This is a genomic window from Micromonospora sp. B006 (genome assembly GCF_003408515.1).
Lineage (GTDB): Bacteria > Actinomycetota > Actinomycetes > Mycobacteriales > Micromonosporaceae > Micromonospora > Micromonospora echinospora_A.
The window spans coordinates 4,808,280-4,823,583 of sequence record NZ_CP030865.1; the positions used below are offsets into that span (position 1 = coordinate 4,808,280).

General features: G+C 71.6%; 12 protein-coding genes. 3 read left to right on the forward strand and 9 right to left on the reverse strand.

Going from position 1 to position 15,304, the window contains the following annotated elements:
- Positions 1-4: 4 nt before the first annotated feature.
- From MicB006_RS21535 to mshB, 3 genes are all read right to left on the reverse strand, one after another.
- Positions 5-469, reverse strand: coding sequence for a hypothetical protein (locus MicB006_RS21535; RefSeq protein WP_073828799.1), 465 nt, complete (start codon positions 467-469; stop codon positions 5-7).
- An 85-nt stretch (positions 470-554) separates the two neighbouring features.
- Positions 555-1,049: a hypothetical protein gene (locus MicB006_RS21540; protein WP_116508498.1), complete on the reverse strand. Its 495-nt coding sequence runs from the start codon at positions 1,047-1,049 to the stop codon at positions 555-557.
- Positions 1,046-1,969: an N-acetyl-1-D-myo-inositol-2-amino-2-deoxy-alpha-D-glucopyranoside deacetylase gene (gene mshB, locus MicB006_RS21545; protein WP_192900116.1), complete on the reverse strand. Its 924-nt coding sequence runs from the start codon at positions 1,967-1,969 to the stop codon at positions 1,046-1,048. The genes MicB006_RS21540 and mshB overlap by 4 nt, the downstream gene beginning before the upstream one ends.
- Before the next feature lie 85 nt (positions 1,970-2,054).
- Between mshB and MicB006_RS21550 the strand changes: the two genes are divergently transcribed.
- On the forward strand, positions 2,055-4,199 hold the full coding sequence (locus MicB006_RS21550) for a prolyl oligopeptidase family serine peptidase (RefSeq protein WP_116508502.1): 2,145 nt from the start codon (positions 2,055-2,057) through the stop codon (positions 4,197-4,199).
- 94 nt (positions 4,200-4,293) lie between these two features.
- Here the strand turns inward: MicB006_RS21550 and MicB006_RS21555 are convergent, their stop codons facing one another.
- The 6 genes from MicB006_RS21555 to MicB006_RS21580 all read right to left on the reverse strand — a co-directional run bounded on the left by MicB006_RS21555 (position 4,294) and on the right by MicB006_RS21580 (position 12,091).
- Positions 4,294-6,039 carry an ABC transporter substrate-binding protein gene (locus tag MicB006_RS21555; RefSeq protein ID WP_073828803.1) on the reverse strand — a complete coding sequence of 582 codons (1,746 nt, stop codon included), beginning with the start codon at positions 6,037-6,039 and terminating at the stop codon, positions 4,294-4,296.
- 107 nt (positions 6,040-6,146) lie between these two features.
- A complete protein-coding gene (locus MicB006_RS21560) occupies positions 6,147-7,133 on the reverse strand; it encodes an ABC transporter permease (protein WP_073828804.1) in 987 nt (328 codons plus the stop codon).
- Positions 7,134-7,146: 13 nt separating this feature from the next.
- Positions 7,147-8,151 carry an ABC transporter permease gene (locus MicB006_RS21565; RefSeq protein WP_116508504.1) on the reverse strand — a complete coding sequence of 335 codons (1,005 nt, stop codon included), beginning with the start codon at positions 8,149-8,151 and terminating at the stop codon, positions 7,147-7,149.
- A complete protein-coding gene (locus MicB006_RS21570) occupies positions 8,148-9,170 on the reverse strand; it encodes an ABC transporter ATP-binding protein (RefSeq protein WP_116508505.1) in 1,023 nt (340 codons plus the stop codon). Before MicB006_RS21570 ends, MicB006_RS21565 begins: the two co-directional genes overlap by 4 nt.
- On the reverse strand, positions 9,167-10,270 hold the full coding sequence (locus tag MicB006_RS21575) for an ABC transporter ATP-binding protein (RefSeq protein ID WP_116508507.1): 1,104 nt from the start codon (positions 10,268-10,270) through the stop codon (positions 9,167-9,169). The genes MicB006_RS21570 and MicB006_RS21575 overlap by 4 nt, the downstream gene beginning before the upstream one ends.
- 189 nt (positions 10,271-10,459) lie before the next feature.
- Positions 10,460-12,091 carry a hypothetical protein gene (locus MicB006_RS21580; protein ID WP_152037861.1) on the reverse strand — a complete coding sequence of 544 codons (1,632 nt, stop codon included), beginning with the start codon at positions 12,089-12,091 and terminating at the stop codon, positions 10,460-10,462.
- Between the two features lie 144 nt (positions 12,092-12,235).
- Here MicB006_RS21580 and MicB006_RS21585 point away from each other — a divergent pair, with 144 nt between their 5' ends.
- Together MicB006_RS21585 and MicB006_RS21590 are read left to right on the forward strand one after the other, a co-directional pair.
- Complete coding sequence (locus MicB006_RS21585; RefSeq protein ID WP_116508511.1) at positions 12,236-13,672, forward strand: TldD/PmbA family protein; 1,437 nt, start codon at positions 12,236-12,238, stop codon at positions 13,670-13,672.
- A complete protein-coding gene (locus MicB006_RS21590) occupies positions 13,669-15,078 on the forward strand; it encodes a TldD/PmbA family protein (RefSeq protein ID WP_116508513.1) in 1,410 nt (469 codons plus the stop codon). Before MicB006_RS21585 ends, MicB006_RS21590 begins: the two co-directional genes overlap by 4 nt.
- Positions 15,079-15,304: the final 226 nt, after the last annotated feature.

The following is a 15,304-nucleotide window of genomic DNA, read 5'->3' on the forward strand; positions in this document are numbered from 1 at the left end:
GCGGTCAGCGGCGGACGATCCGGCGCGGCCGGGAACGCCGCATCTCGGCGTACCGCTTGAGCTGGCGGGACCGGTAGTCCCGGCCGAGCGCGGTGAGGATCAGGTAGCCGACGAGCACACCGGCCGCGGTGGCGGCGAGATAGAGCCAGATCTGCGCGAAGAAGAGACCGGCGCCCCCGCCGAACGGGTTCTCCCCGACCACCAGCGGACCGACGAACACCGTGAGCGCCAGCGCCACCCCCACCGCGGCGGCCAGGTCACCGGCCAGGCGGCCGAGCGGCCGGTCGGCCCCCCACCGGAACGCGGCACCCGCCAGGATCAGCCCGATCACCAGGAACATCACCAGCGAGACCCGGTCGGACGCGGCGTCGTCGTCCGGGAACGCGAATCTGGTCACCAGCCGGGCCACCACGTTCACCACGAACAACGCGGCCGCCAGCACGCCGACCGCACGCCACCGCTGACCCATCGCACGCCTCCCGCCGTACCGCCCGCTCCCTCCGCGGGCCTCTGGCAGGAATGTCTACCACCGTCGCCTGTGTGGCGTCAGCACCTCATCGGCCAGGCGGCGGCGTCACCAGGTGCCGGAAGCCGACCACCGCGAACGTGACCGCGCCGGCCACGATCAGCGCCAGGCCGAGCACGTTGTCGCCGACCAGCGCGAGATCACCCTCGACGGTCCGGACACCGCCCGCCACGATCACCACGAACCACGGCAGCGCGGCAAGCACCACCGCCCAGCGGCCCCCTGTCGACCGGTGCCCGAACGAGCCCAGCAGCACCGTCGCCGCCACCACTACTGGAACGCCGACGACCACCGCGCCCACCCCGACCAGCGCCTGCGCCGCGCCGGAGCGGCCCTGCACCAGTTCCCAGGCCCAGGTCGAGAAGATCAGTTCGAGCAGCGCGAGCAGCACGCCGCCCCAGACCGTCAGCACGCCGCCGGTCACCCGCAGCGCGCGGTCGAGCGTCCGCTCCGCCCGGCTCGGCGGCACGGCCTCCGGCGGCGGCGCGGCAACTGTCGACACGGGTGCGGCCGGCAGCGTCACCGGACACCGGCCGCCGCGACCGGGGACCGGTCCGGGGCGTCCAGGGCGATTCCGGCGAAGAGGTCGTCCTCCCAGCCGTACGGGCCGTGGCCCGGCCCCTTCTCGCCCACCGCGAGCGTGAAGTACTCGACGCCCATGAACTCGCCGCCGAAGTTGCCGGCGATCGAGTAGAGCCAGGAGTTCGCCGGGATCTGCGTGGCGTGTGCCCGCATCGCCGCCTCCTTGGCGACGTGCTGCTCGGTGCCGTCGATCCGGGCGGCGATCTCCGCGTCCGGCGTGCCGAACGGCAGCTCGTCGGCGCTCTCGATGCCGGCGAACGGATTGTCCGAGGACTCGGTGAACGTCTCCAGCCCCGCGTCGAGCACGCTGCGCGGCATCGCCGTCCAGTAGACCTTCGCCGGGGCGATCCCCTCGGCCGCGGCCAGCTCCACGCCGCGCATCGCCACTCGGTGCGCCTGGATGTGGTCCGGGTGGCCGTAGAAGCCGTGCGGGTCGTACGTGACGAGCACCTGGGGGCGGACCTCGCGGATGACCTCCAGCAGATGGCCGGCGGCGACGTCCAGGTCGGCCTGCCAGAACGCCCGCGGATGCTCGTTGGTGGCCATGCCCATCATGCCCGAGTCGCGGTAGCGGCCCGCGCCACCGAGGAACCGGTGGTCGGTGACGCCGAGCGCGGCGCAGGCGGCGGCCAGCTCGCCGATCCGGTAGCCGCCGAGCTGGTCCGCCTCGGCCGCGCAGAGCTGGGCCAGCTCGGGGACGTGGATCTCGCCCTCCTCGCCCAGCGTGCAGGTGACGAGCGTGACGTGGGCGCCGGTGGCGGCGTAGTGCGCCATCGTCGCGCCGGTGCCGATCGACTCGTCGTCGGGATGCGCGTGGACCAGCAGAAGGCGTCGGTCGGGCAGCGTCGTCACGCCCGTCACTCTAACCGGCGGTCCTGTCCGCTCGACGGTGATGCGTCCGCGCAGGTCGGCCACATCACCTCCGGTGCCCGCCTACGCTGCAGGCGTGGACTTTCCCGAGCTGGCCGCCCGTACCCGTCGGTTCAGCCACGGGGCGCCGCGCGCCGTCACCGTCTCCGGCGACGGCTCCCGGGTCGTCTTCCTGCGCTCCGCGGGACCGGAGGACCCGGCCGACGCGCTCTGGCTGCTCGACATCGACAGCGGCGAGGAACACCTGGTAGCCGATCCGGCGGTGCTGCTGGGCACGGACGCCGACCCGGCCCGTCTGGCCCCCGGTGAGCGGGCGCTGCGCGAGCGGCTGCGGCTCAGCTCCGGCGGCATCGGCTCGTACGCCCTGGACGCGGCCGGCCGGGTGGCCGCGTTCGCGCTGGCCGGGCGACTGTTCCGGGCCGACCTGGTGCACGGCGACGTGGTCGAGGTGGCCGCCGGCGGCCCGGTGATCGACCCCCGGCCCGACCCGACCGGCGAGCGGCTCGCCTACGTCACCGACGCCGCCGAGGGCGTACGCCGGGGCCAGCTGAGGGTGGTGGAGCCGGACGGTACGGACAACCTGCTCGCCGGTGAGGACAGCGGCGTGACCTGGGGGCTGGCCGAGCACATCGCCGCCGAGGAGTTCCACCGCTACCGCGGCTACTGGTGGGCGCCGGACGGGCGCAGCGTGCTGGCCGCCCGGGTCGACGACTCCCGGCTGGAACGCTGGTACCTGCACGACCCGGCCGACCCGGCGAGCCCGCCGACGTCGCTGGCGTACCCCGTCGCGGGTGGCCCGAACGCGGAGGTCAGCCTGCACCTGCTCGACCTCGACGGCGGCTGGGTCGACGTGCACTGGGACCGGGAGACCTACCCCTACCTGAGCTCGGCGGACTGGGCCGACGGCGGGCCGCTGATCACCGTGCTGCGCCGCTCGCAGCAACACGGCCTGGTGCTGGCGGTGGACCCGCGCACCGGGGAGACGCAGGTGCACGCGGAGCTGGCCGACCCGCGCTGGGTGGAACCGATCCCCGGCACCCCGGCCCACCTGCCCGACGGGCGGGTGCTGGTCGGCGGCGAACTGGCGCACGACGGGTACGACGCACGCTGCCTGTTCGCCGACGGCACCCTGCTCACCCCGCCCTCGCTGTACGTGCGGCGGGTGGTCGGGCGCCTGCCGAACGGCCCGAGCACGACCGCGGACCTGCTGGTCGAGGCGAGCGAGGGCGAGCCGAGCCAGCGCCACCTCTACCGGGTGCGGACCACCATCGGCGGCGGCATGGACGCCCGCCGGATGGGCAGCGACCCCGGCTGGCACACGGCCGCGATCGGCGGCTCCACGCTGGCGGTGGGCGTCGCGTCGCTGGAGCACCCCGGGGTCCGCTGGCGGGTCTGGCACGGCGACCGCGAGGTGGGTGAGCTGCGCTCGCTGGCCGCCACCTGCTCGTACGCGCCGCGGCCGACGATGGTCCGGGTCACCGACCGGCGGCTGCCCAGCGCGGTGCTCTACCCGGCCGAGCACGTCAAGGGCACCCGGCTTCCGGTGCTGCTGGACGTCTACGGCGGCCCCGGCCACCAGGAGGTGGTGGCGGCCCGCAGCGTCTGGCTGGAACGGCAGTGGTGGGCCGAGCAGGGCTTCGCGGTCGTCACCATCGACAACCGGGGCACCCCCGGCATCGCGCCCTCGTTCGAGAAGGCGATCCACCGCCGGGTCGCCGACGTGATCCTCACCGACCAGGTGGACGCGCTCACCGCGCTCGCCGACAAGCACCCCGACCTGGACCTGGAACGGGTGGCGGTGCGCGGCTGGTCGTTCGGCGGCTGGCTGGCCGGGCTGGCGGTGCTGCGCCATCCGGAGTTGTTCAAGTGCGCGATCGTCGGCGCGCCGGTCACCGACTGGGCGCTGTACGACACCGCGTACAGCGAGCGCTACCTGGGCATGCCCGACGACGGCATGGACGTCTACGCCCACCACTCGCTGGTCGAGCTGGCCGCCGAGCCGCTCGGCGACCCGGCGCAGGCCCGGCCGATGCTGCTGGTGCACGGCCTGGCCGACGACAACGTGCTCGCCGCGCACACGCTGCGGCTGTCGGCGGCGCTGCTGTCCACCGGCCGCCCGCACGCGGTGCTGCCGCTGACCGGGGCGAGCCACCTGGCCGCGGGCGGGGTGTCCGAGCGCCTGCTCCGGCTGGAGCTGGACTTCCTCCGCCGCTACTTGTAAGGAAGGGCCCCCTTTTAACGCCTGCGGTAGAGGAAGGGCCCCTTCTTAACGCCTGGCGTTAAGAAGGGGCCCTTCCTTGCAGCTCAGCTGCGGGCTACTGCTTGACGTACGCGTCGACGAAGCTGGGCCAGCCGAAGATGCTGCCGATAAAGATGCCACCGGCCTTCTCGCCGTGCGCCACGGAGACCACCTCGTTGTAGAGCGGCACCGCCGGCGCGGACTCCTTCATCAGCTTCTCGTCCAGCTTGCTCCACTCCTCGGCCTGCTTGGCCGGGTCCAGCGCCAGCACCCGGTCGAACTCGGCGTTGATCGCCTCGTTGTTGAGCTGGGACGTGTTGCTGTTGCCCTCGGCCTTGAGGCTGCGGCCGTCGAAGAGCACCGGCAGGATCGAGGCGCCGCTGGGCCAGTCGGCCGCCCACGAGTCGACCCACAGGTCCCACGGGTTGCTCTTCTTCTTCACGAAGTCGAGGTAGCCGTCCTCGGGGATCGGCTTGACGGTCACCGTGAAGCCGGCCTTCTCCAGCGCGTTCTTGACCTGGGTGGCGGTCTCCTGCGAGGCGGTGTCGTCCGAGGTGCCGAGCACCAGGTTCACCGACTTGCCGCCCAGCGTCTCCTTCGCCTTCGCCGGGTCGCCGCTCTCACCGGCCGGGTACGCGTCGAACTTCTTGTACCCGAGCGTGGTCGGGGGAAGCAGCGTGGTCAGCGGCACCGCGCCGTACGGTCCGCCGAGGTTCTTGGTGATGCTGCTGCGGTCGATCGCGTAGTTGATCGCCTGCCGCACGGTCAGGTCGGTGACCCGGGTGGTGTTGATGCTCAGCCGGTACGCGTTGGGCGTCGCCGCGACGATCATCCGCGCCTTGAGCGCCGGGTCGCCGGTCACCTTCGCGATCAGCTCGGGCGGTACGCCGCCGGTGGCGACCGCCGCCGCGTCGTTGCCGGTGCCGGCGAGGACCCGGTTGGTCTGGGTGGTGTTGTCCGAGCCGAGCGCCCAGACGAACTTGTCCGGGTACGCGTGCCGCACCGGGTCGGTGGCCGGGTCCCAGTTCGTGTTGCGCTCCAGCACCATCTCCACGCCGGGCTGGATCTTGGTGAACCGGTACGGCCCGGACGAGAACGGCATGTTGTCCAGGTTGACGCCGGTGTCCTTGTCCGGCGGCAGCGGCGCGGTGGCCGGCAGCGACACCGCGAACGGCAGGTCGCAGCGGGGCTTGTTGAACTCGAAGCGCAGCGTGCGCGGGTCCGGCGTGGTCAGGCCGGGCGGCAGCGAGGTCTTGTTCTTCTTGAAGTCCCACTTGGTGTCGTACTGCGGGCTGTCGGCCAGCCACTCCTGCAGGTAGGTGGGGCCGCCGGTGAGGTCCGGGTCGAACGAGCGGGCGATGCCGTACGCGATCTCCTTGGAGGTGATCGGACGGCCGTCCTCGAACTTGACGCCCTCCTTGATCGTGAACTCCCAGACCTTGCAGTCGTTGTTCACGTTCTTGCCGGGCGTCTCGGCGAGGTCGCCGACCAGCGTGACGTTGCCCTTGCCGTCGTCCTTGAAGGTGGTGAGGAACCGGGCGTAGAGCTGGCTGCCCATCAGGCCGGCGAACGAGTAGACCCGCTGCGGGTCCAGGTGGGAGATCTTGCTCTCGCGCAGGATGTAGAAGGTTCCGCCCTTGGCCGCGCCGGGCACGTCGGCCGCCGGGCCGAGCGAGTCCTTCGGGTCGGTCGCGATGGCGCCGCTGCGGGGCTTGTTCGTGTCCGCGGTGTCGCCGTTGTCGCCGGTGTTCTTGCTGCACGCACTGAGGGCGACCACCAGTGCCATCGCACCGCCCACGGCGGTGGCGAGTCTTGCTCGCATACTCAACTCCTCGGGTCCGATGAAGGAAAGCTTCGCTTAGCTTTCACTCGCGGTAAATTTCGAGCAGGTAACGGGGCCACAACGATCGACCACCGGCGACGCCCGGATCAGCCCAGACGCACTCGCGGATCGATGAACGCGTAGAGCAGATCGACAACGATGTTCGCCACCACCACGAACAGCGCCGACACCAGGACGGTGGCCATGATGGTCGGCAGGTCGCCCTGCCGGACCGCCTCCACCGCCGTACGCCCCAGCCCCTGGATGCCGAACGTCGTCTCGGTGATGACAGTGCCGCCCAGCGCCGCGCCGACGTCGATGCCGGCGATCGTCACGATCGGCGTGATCGCCGCGCGCAGCGCGTGCCGTCCGTACACATTGCGTTTCGCCACGCCCTTGGCCCGCGCGGTCCGCACGAAGTCCTCGGAGAGCGTCTCCAGCATCTGCGCCCGCGACAGCCGGGCGTAGATCGCGGAGAAGAGCAGCGCGAGCGTCACCCACGCCAGCACCAGGCCGCGCGCCCATTCGATCGGATTCTCCAGGAAGGGCACGTAGCGGGGTGTCGGCAGGATCTTCAGCGAGTACACGAAGACCAGCAGCAGCACGGCGCCGACGAAGTAGAGCTGCAGCGAGGCGAACGTCAGCGTCAACCCGATCGAGATGCGGTCGAGCAGCGACCCCCGCCGTAGTGCCGAGATCATCCCGAGCCCCACGCCGAGCGCCAGCCAGAGCACCGCCGCCGGGAGCACGATGTTCAGCGTCACCGGCAGCACCCGGGCGAACGTGTCGGTCACCGACTCGCTGTTGACGTAGGAGTAGCCGAGGCAGGGCGCCTCGCACTTGCCGCCCTGCGCGCTGCCCAGGTCACGGCCGACGAAGATGCCCTTCATGTAGTTGACGTACTGCGTCGGCTTCGGGTCGTTGAGCCCCAGTTCCGTGCGCACCCGTTCCAGCCGCTCGGCGTTGCAGTTCTTCGGGCACATGCCGGTCACCGGGTCGCGGGGCAGCGCGAAGAACATGAGGAAACTGACGATGCTCACCGCCAGCAGCACCGAGACGGCGAGCAGCAGCCGCTTCAGCAGAAACCGCACCATGGCGTCGAACCCCCTACCGTGACGACTTCGGGTCGAGCGCGTCGCGCAGCGCGTCGCCGAAGAGGTTGAACGCCAGCACGAGCGCGAAGATGGTGATGCCGGGGAAGAAGACGTACGCCGGGTCGGTCTGCAGGTAGTCGATGCTCCGGTAGATCATCCGGCCGAAGCTCGGCACCGACTCGGGCAGGCCGACGCCGAGGAAGGACAGCGCCGCCTCGCCCGTGACGTACGACGGCACGGCGAGCGAGAACGCCACCAGGATCGGGGCCCAGATGTTCGGCAGCAACTGCCGGAACAGCATGTGCCCGAGCCCGGCGCCGCTGGCCCGCGCCGCCTCCACGAACTCCCGCTCGCGCAGCGAGACCACCTGGCCCCGGACGAGCCGGGCCGTTCCGGTCCAGCCGAACGCGGCGAAGACCACGATCAGCGTGGTCACCGCGAACCAGGTCGGCACCGCGTCCCGGGGGCCGTAGAAGCGCAGCGAGAACGTCGGCACCACGGCGAGCGCGAAGATGAGGAACGGCAGCGCCAGCGCGACGTCGGTGATCCAGCTGATCACCGAGTCGACCACGCCGCCCACGAATCCGGCGACGATCCCGAGCACCACGCCGATCGTCGTGGTGACGAGCGCGGCGCCGAGCGCGATCAGCAGCGACGTCCGGATGCCGTAGATCATCCGGATGAAGATGTCCCGGCCCAGGCCCGGTTCCAGCCCGAACCAGTGGTCGCCGCTGACGCCGCCCACGTAGCCCAGCGGCATGCCGGTGGCGTCCAGCAGCTCACCGAACTGCTGGTTCGGCGACACGCCGTAGAGCCGCTGGATCAGCGGCGCGGCAACCGCCACCAGGATGAACAGGGCCAGCACGATGCCGCTGACCATGGCGGTGCGGTCGCGCCGCAGGCGGGCCCAGACGAGCTGGCCGGGTGAGCGGCCGACCAGCCGCTTCTTCTCGTCCGGCTCCTGCCCGGGGGACTCGATCTCGGCGAGCGCCACGCCCTCGACCGGCGACAGGCTCATTTCGACACCTCCACGGGTTCGCCGGTCGGCACGCCGACCGGTCCGCTCTCCGGGTAGTGGCACGCGGTGAGTTGCCCGCCGCCGTCGCGGGTGGTCAGGGCGGGTTCTTCGGCGGCGCAGTGGTCGGTGGCTTTCCAGCAGCGGGTGCGGAAGCGGCAGCCCGACGGCGGGTTCAGCGGTGTGGGCCCGTCACCGGTGAGACGGATGCGGCCGGCGGGGCCGAGGGTGGTGACGTCGGGGATGGCGGAGAGCAGGGCTCGGGTGTAGGGGTGCTGGGGGCGGGTGTAGATGTCGTCGCGGTCGCCGATCTCGACGATCTTGCCGAGATACATCACGGCGACGCGGTGGCAGAAGTGGCGGATGACGGCCAGGTCGTGGGCGATGAACACGAATGCCAGGTCGAGGTCGCGTTGCAGGTCGCGCAGCAGGTTGATGACCTGCGCCTGGATCGACACGTCCAGCGCGGAGACCGGCTCGTCGGCCACGATCAGCTTCGGTTTGAGCGCGAGGGCGCGGGCGATGCCGATGCGCTGGCGCTGCCCGCCGGAGAACTCGTGCGGGTACCTGTTGTAGTGCTCCGGGTTCAGGCCGACCAGTTCGAGCAGCTCCTGGACACGCTTCTTGACGCCGCCGGGTGGGGTGATGCCGTTGACCTGCAACGGCATCGCCACGATCCGCCCGACCGTGTGGCGGGGGTTCAGCGAGGCGTACGGGTCCTGGAAGATGATCTGCAGGTCCTGCCGCAGCGCGCGCAGCTCACGCCGCCCGCCGTGGGTGATGTCCCGGCCGGCGAACTCGATCGACCCGGCGGTGGGTTCCAGCAACCGGACCAGCATCCGCCCGGTCGTGGTCTTCCCGCACCCCGACTCCCCCACCAGCCCGAGCGTCTCCCCCGGTCGCACATCGAAGTCCAGCCCGTCCACCGCCCGCACCGCACCCCGCGCCCGCAGGCCCTGCCGCACCGGGAAATGCTTGGTCAGCCCGCGTACCCGCAGCAGCGGCTCGGTTTCGGCGCTCATCGGGCCACCCCCACCTGTGCGACCTCGTCGCGGTAGATCCGCTCCCGGTCGGCCGCCGACAGGTGGCAGGCCACCAGGTGACCGGGTGCTCCGGCCGGCCCCAGCTCGGGCACGTCGGTGCGGGAACGGTCCCCGTTGACGTCGGCGTACCGGCAGCGCGGATGGAACGCGCACCCGGACGGCAGGTTGATCAACGACGGCGGGTTGCCGGGGATCGGCACCAGGTCCGCGTCCGCGTCGCCGTGCAACGACGGCACGCTCGACAACAACCCCCACGTGTACGGATGCTGCGGCGCCCGCAACACCCGCTCCACACTCCCGTGCTCCACCGCCCGGCCGCCGTACATCACCAGCACGTCATCAGCGACCTGAGACACCACACCCAGGTCATGCGTGATCAGAATGATCGCCGACCGGAACTCCTCCTGCAGATCCGCCAGCAGGTCCAGGATCTGCGCCTGCACCGTCACGTCCAACGCCGTCGTCGGCTCATCGGCGATCAGCAGATCCGGGTCGTTGACGAGCGCCATCGCGATCATCGCCCGCTGCCGCATCCCACCGGAGAACTCGTGCGGATACTGGTCGAACCGCTTGGCCGGCTGCGGAATACCGACCCGGCCCAGCATGTCCACCGCCCGCGCCCGCGCCTCCCGCTTCCCGGCCCTCGGATGGTGCACCCGGTACGCCTCGGCGATCTGCTTCCCCACCGAGTAGTACGGATGCAACGCCGACAACGGATCCTGAAAGATCATCGCCATGTCCCGGCCCCGCAACCGACGAATCTCCTCCTCGGCCAGCCCGACCAACTGACGCCCACCGACGGAGATCTCCCCGGAGATGGTCGTCCGCTTCGCGTTGTGCAGACCCAGGATCGCCAGCGACGTGACGCTCTTACCGGACCCGGACTCGCCCACGATCCCGAGCGTGCGGCCCCGCTCGACGGCGAACGACACGCCGTCCACGGCCCGCACCACGCCGTCCTCGGTGTCGAACCGCACCCGCAGGTCCCGGACCTGGAGATAGGGCCCGTCGCCGGAGCGCTGCTCCGGCACCTCCGGACGGTCCGGCTCCCTGGACGGCACCGCCTCCGACCTGCCCATTGACCGCCTCCCCTTCGGTGATGAAGAGAACCTACAGGAAAACCCAGGAGGCGAAAATAAGCTACATCGGGCGGTCTGTCAGCGGCCGTAGCGTAACGACATGGTTTCTGGTCCGCCGATCCTGCCGCAGAGCCAGACCCACCACCCGCGCTCCCGGTGGGCGGGGCTCGGCCCGCCCACCGGGAGACATCAGCCTGCGGCGGTGAGGGTGAGGACCACCGGGCCGCCGGGAAGCGTGCGGCTGTTCGAGCGATCCGGCATGTTCCAGGCGGTGCTGTTCCGGGCGGCGTCGCTCAGCTCGAAGCCCACCGTGTACGCCCCGGCGGGCAGATCCTGCCACCACGGAAGGTAGAGCCACGCGGTAAGCGTCCCGTCGGGGGCCTGGCTGCTACCCCCACCCGACTGGGACACCACCTCGCCGTTGGCGTCGTACACGTAGACGCTCACGCCGGTGATCGGTGCGACCTTCACATCGGCGTCGATGGTGAGCTTGATCGAGGTCTGCCCCACCTCGCTCACCGGCAGCGAGGACGGGTCGAGGCTGGCGCTGCGGGCCGTCGGCGGCTCGGTGCTCGGCACCCGCGTGATCGTCAGATCCGGATCCGGCGCGCCGTACATGCTTCCGTAGAGCGCGACGTTGCCGGCACCGTCGATCACCGCCAAGCCCTCGACCTCACACTGCGCGGTCTGCTGATACACCACGACCTTCACGGCGACACGACCGTCCGCCCTGGTGGTCGGGAGACCCCACTGCTGGCAGCCGCCGACGAGATCGAGCTGCACTGTCGACAGACCCTTGCGGGTGTCGGTCACGACCATGGTGATGTCGGTCATCACCGAGTCACGCCAGTTGTCCACCGGGTTCGGCTCGATCGCGAAGTCGCTGGCCCGTACTGTCGAGTTGGTCGTCGTGGTGACGGACGGCGCGGTCGGGTTCTTGTAGGTGGTCGTCCCGCCGGCGTTGTTGCGCAGCACCAACGCGGCAACCCGCCAGTTGCCGGTGGCGGCATCCGCGGGCACGGTCACGTCGAGCACGCACGGCATGTAGATGCCGTCCTGCTGGCCGCCGGTGACCCGGCCGCATCGCAGCCCGGTGCTGTACTCGTCCCGCTCCCAGGTGAAGGCGGTGGTGACGCTCGCGCCGCCCGGACCGGCCAGCCGGATGGTGCCCTTCCAGAAGCCGGACTGCCCGTCCTGCACGGTGAAGTCGTAGGTCACAGTGGCCGCGCCGTTCCCCACGTAGAAGTAGGGACGGCGCACCGGGGAGCTCAGCGAGATGGAGTCGGCGCTCGGCCCCGACGAGTCGATCAGCGTCCGGGCCGTGAACCGGTAACCGAACGCCTGGAGGCGGGTGCCCGAGACCGTGGTGGTGGTGCCCTGGGAACCTATGGTGACCTTCGTGACCTCCCAGATCGCGGTGTCCGCGTCGGAGTAGGCCCGCACCGGAAGGTCGAAGGAGTAGGTGGACTCCTGCGGCGTGCCCGACTCGTACACACCGTCACCGCAGCAGGTCTCCTGGTACGCGTAGCGCGCGACCATGTCGTGACCGACCAGTTCACCGGTGACGGTGCTGCGCATGCGCATGGTGACGGTGCCGAAGATGGAGCCGGCCTCCGGGTCGGTGTTGGTGACCGTCCAGGTGAGCTTGTTGCTGGCGTAGTTGCCGGTGGCGTCGACCGTGTCGTTGGTGAAGGCGAGGGCGGTGAGCTTGAGTCGCGGGGCCGCGGCGTGGGCGGCAGTGGCACCGAACATGGTTGCGGCGACCATGACGACGAGCGTCAACGCACCGCGGAGTAGTCGGTGCGCGGAAGTGGCAGACATGGACCATTTCTTATCAGCGTCCGGCGACTCGGGTTGTCCCCTTCACGCGCAGGTCGGCATCGATTTCACCACAGCCCACCTCGGAGCCGGTCGGATGACGTCGTCCCCTGACGGATGTCGGTGCGCTGGCCTAAGGTCGGGCGCATGAGCGAGTTCGACGCGGCGACCGCCGCCGTCCAGGCCGCCCTCGACGCGGGCGCCCGGTACGCCGACGCCCGGGTCATGCACCGCAGTTACGAGTCGATGTCGGCGCGCAACGGCGACATCGAGGAGCTGAGCCAGGACGAGAGCATCGGGCTGGGCGTACGCGCGCTCGTCGGATCGGGGTGGGGCTTCCACGCCGTACCCGATCTGTCCGACGCGGCGGCCCGCGACGCCGGCCGGCGCGCCGCGGCGATCGCCACCGCGAGCGCGCGAGTTCCCGGCCCGCCGATCGACCTGGTGCCGGCCGAGGCGGCGGTGGCGAGCTGGGCCTCGGAGTGCGCCGTCGACCCGCTCGGGGTGCCACTGTCGGACAAGGGTGACCTGCTGGTCCGAGCCACGGCCACGATGCGTGAGCACGGCGCCGACCTGGCCGAGGGGCTCTACCAGATCTGGGACACCACGAAGTGGTTCGTCTCCAGCGAGGGCCATCGGATCGACCAGCACATCCGGGAGTGCGGCGGCGGCATCTCCGCCACGTCGATCGGCGACGGCGAGACGCAGCGCCGGTCCTACCCGAGCTACCGGGGGCAGTACGGCACGACCGGCTGGGAGCTGGTCACCTCGCTGGACCTGGCCGCGCACGCCGCCCGGATCGCCGAGGAGTCCCGTGAGCTGCTCACCGCGCCGCTCTGCCCGGCCGGCGAGACCGACCTGATCCTCGGCGGCGAGCAGCTCGCCCTGCAGATCCACGAGTCGGTCGGGCACGCCATCGAGCTGGACCGCATCCTCGGCTGGGAGGCGGCGTTCGCCGGCACGTCCTGGCTCGACCTGGCCCGCCTCGGGTCGCTGCGCTACGGCTCGGAGCTGATGAACGTGACCATCGACCCGACCATCCCCGGGGCGCTGGGCAGCTTCGGCTACGACGACGAGGGCTCCCCCGCGGTGGCCCGGGACGCGGTTCGCGAAGGGCGGTGGGTCGGGGTGCTCGCCGGCCGGGACTCGGCCGCCGTCGCCGGCCTGGACTACGGCGGCAGCGTACGGGCCGACGGCTGGGCGCGTCTGCCGATGGTGCGGATGACGAACGTGGGCCTGGAGCCCGGCCCGCACACGCTGGACGAGATCATCGCGGCCACCGACGACGGGGTGCTGATGGACATCAACAGGTCCTGGTCGATCGACGACAAGCGGCTCAACTTCCAGTTCGGCTGCGAGGTCGGCTGGGAGGTGAAGAAGGGCCGTCGGGGGCGGATGCTGCGCAACCCGACGTACACCGGTATCGGGCCGGCCTTCTGGCGCTCGATGGACATGCTCTCCTCGGAGACCGTCGCCTGGGGCACGCCCAACTGCGGCAAGGGGCAGCCCGGTCAGGTCGGGCACACCGGCCATCCGGCCGCGCCGGCCCGGTTCCGGGGCGTCCGGGTGGGGGTGCGCGCATGAGCGCCGAGTTGGGGATCGCCGCGGGAGTGGTGGACCTGGTCCGGCGTACCGCCGGGGCGGATGCCGAGGCCGAGGTGCTGGTGACCCGCTCCGACCTGGCGCTGACCCGGTTCGCCAACTCGTTCATCCACCAGAACGTGGCCGAGACCGGCGTCGCCGTACACCTGCGGTTGCACGTGGACGGGCGGACCGCGACCGGCAGCGGTAGCCGGGCCGACGCCGACGGGCTGGCCGCGCTCGTCGAGCGGACCCGGGCCGCGGCCCGGCTCGCGCCGCCCGACCCGGCCTGGCCGGGACTGACCGCGCCGACCCCGACGCCGTCCGGCCCGGCCGTCGACGAGGCCACCGCGTTCGCCTCGCCCGACGAGCGGGCCGAGCGGGTACGCGCGTTCGTGGACGCGGTCGACGGGCTGGAGGCGGCCGGCTACTGCCGCACCGCGTACCGGTCGGGGGCGTTCGCCAACTCGGCCGGGCACACGGCGGCCGGAAGCGCGGCCGAGGCGGCCATGGACGGCATCGCCCGCGCCGGCGCGGCGGACGGGGTGGCGCGGCTCTGCGCCGACCGGCTCGCCGACCTCGACGGCGCGGCGCTCGGCGCGCACGCGGCGGCGAAGGCACGGGCCGCGGCCGACCCGGTCGAGCTGCCGCCCGGGCACTACGAGGTGGTGCTCGAACCGGCCGCCGTCGCCGACCTGCTGCAGAACCTCGCCTGGTTCGGCTTCAACGGCAAGCGGTACGCCGAACGGCAGTCCTTCGCCGAGCCGGGCACCGCCCAGTTCGATCCGCTGGTGACGCTGGTGGACGACCCGCTGCACGCCGGCACGCTGCCGTTCGACCTGGAGGGCACGCCCCGGCGGGCGCTGCCGCTGGTGGAGGCGGGCACCACCCGGGCGGTGGCGTACGACAGGCGCGGCGGTGCGGAGGCGGGTGCCGGGTCCACCGGCCACGGTATGCCGGGTAGCGCGACCTTCGGGCCGATCCCGCACAACATGCGCCTGCTGGCGGACCCGGGCGTCGCCGATGCGGGCGCCACAGTCGCGGCCGGGCCGGTGAGCGCGGGCGTCACCGGAGCGGTGGGCGACCCGGACACCGCCGCGCTGGTGGCCGGGATGCGGCGCGGGCTGCTGGTGAGCGACTTCTGGTACACGCGGGTGCTGGACCCGAAGCAGTTGGTGGTCACCGGGTTGACCCGCAACGGGGTGTGGCTGGTCGAGGACGGCGTGCCGACGCGGGCGGTGCGCGACTTCCGGTTCACCGAGTCGTACCCGCGGGCGCTGGGGCCGGGGCGGGTGCTGGGCCTGGGCCGGGCGCCGGTCCGGCAGCCGGGCCGGGACGACGGGTCCTGGTACGAGGCGCCGGCGTTGCGGCTGTCCTCCTGGCACTTCACCGGCGGCGCGTCCGGGTGATCCCGGCGGCGCCGCCGGGCGCACCGCGGCGCCGGTCCGGCGCACCGTTCGACCGACCCGCCACATTGATCATGAAGTGACTCTTTCCAAGCTGCGGGACACACGGGACACTGCGTTGCGCGGCCGGGCCGTGAAGATCGGCGTAACGTGTGTCACTTAGCCGCACCGGTTCGCCGGTGTGGCCTCGTGCGTGCGCAGGACGTGACAGTGACGTCAGGGAGATGAC

Excerpts from the sequence above, each read along its gene's own strand:
- MicB006_RS21535 (WP_073828799.1), bottom strand. The coding sequence starts at position 469 with ATGGGTCAGCGGTGGCGTGCGGTCGGCGTGCTGGCGGCCGCGTTGTTC.
- MicB006_RS21555 (WP_073828803.1), bottom strand. The coding sequence starts at position 6,039 with ATGCGAGCAAGACTCGCCACCGCCGTGGGCGGTGCGATGGCACTGGTG.
- MicB006_RS21560 (WP_073828804.1), bottom strand. The coding sequence starts at position 7,133 with ATGGTGCGGTTTCTGCTGAAGCGGCTGCTGCTCGCCGTCTCGGTGCTG.
- MicB006_RS21565 (WP_116508504.1), bottom strand. The coding sequence starts at position 8,151 with ATGAGCCTGTCGCCGGTCGAGGGCGTGGCGCTCGCCGAGATCGAGTCC.
- MicB006_RS21570 (WP_116508505.1), bottom strand. The coding sequence starts at position 9,170 with ATGAGCGCCGAAACCGAGCCGCTGCTGCGGGTACGCGGGCTGACCAAG.
- MicB006_RS21575 (WP_116508507.1), bottom strand. The coding sequence starts at position 10,270 with ATGGGCAGGTCGGAGGCGGTGCCGTCCAGGGAGCCGGACCGTCCGGAG.
- MicB006_RS21580 (WP_152037861.1), bottom strand. The coding sequence starts at position 12,091 with ATGTCTGCCACTTCCGCGCACCGACTACTCCGCGGTGCGTTGACGCTC.
- MicB006_RS21585 (WP_116508511.1), top strand. The coding sequence starts at position 12,236 with ATGAGCGAGTTCGACGCGGCGACCGCCGCCGTCCAGGCCGCCCTCGAC.
- MicB006_RS21590 (WP_116508513.1), top strand. The coding sequence starts at position 13,669 with ATGAGCGCCGAGTTGGGGATCGCCGCGGGAGTGGTGGACCTGGTCCGG.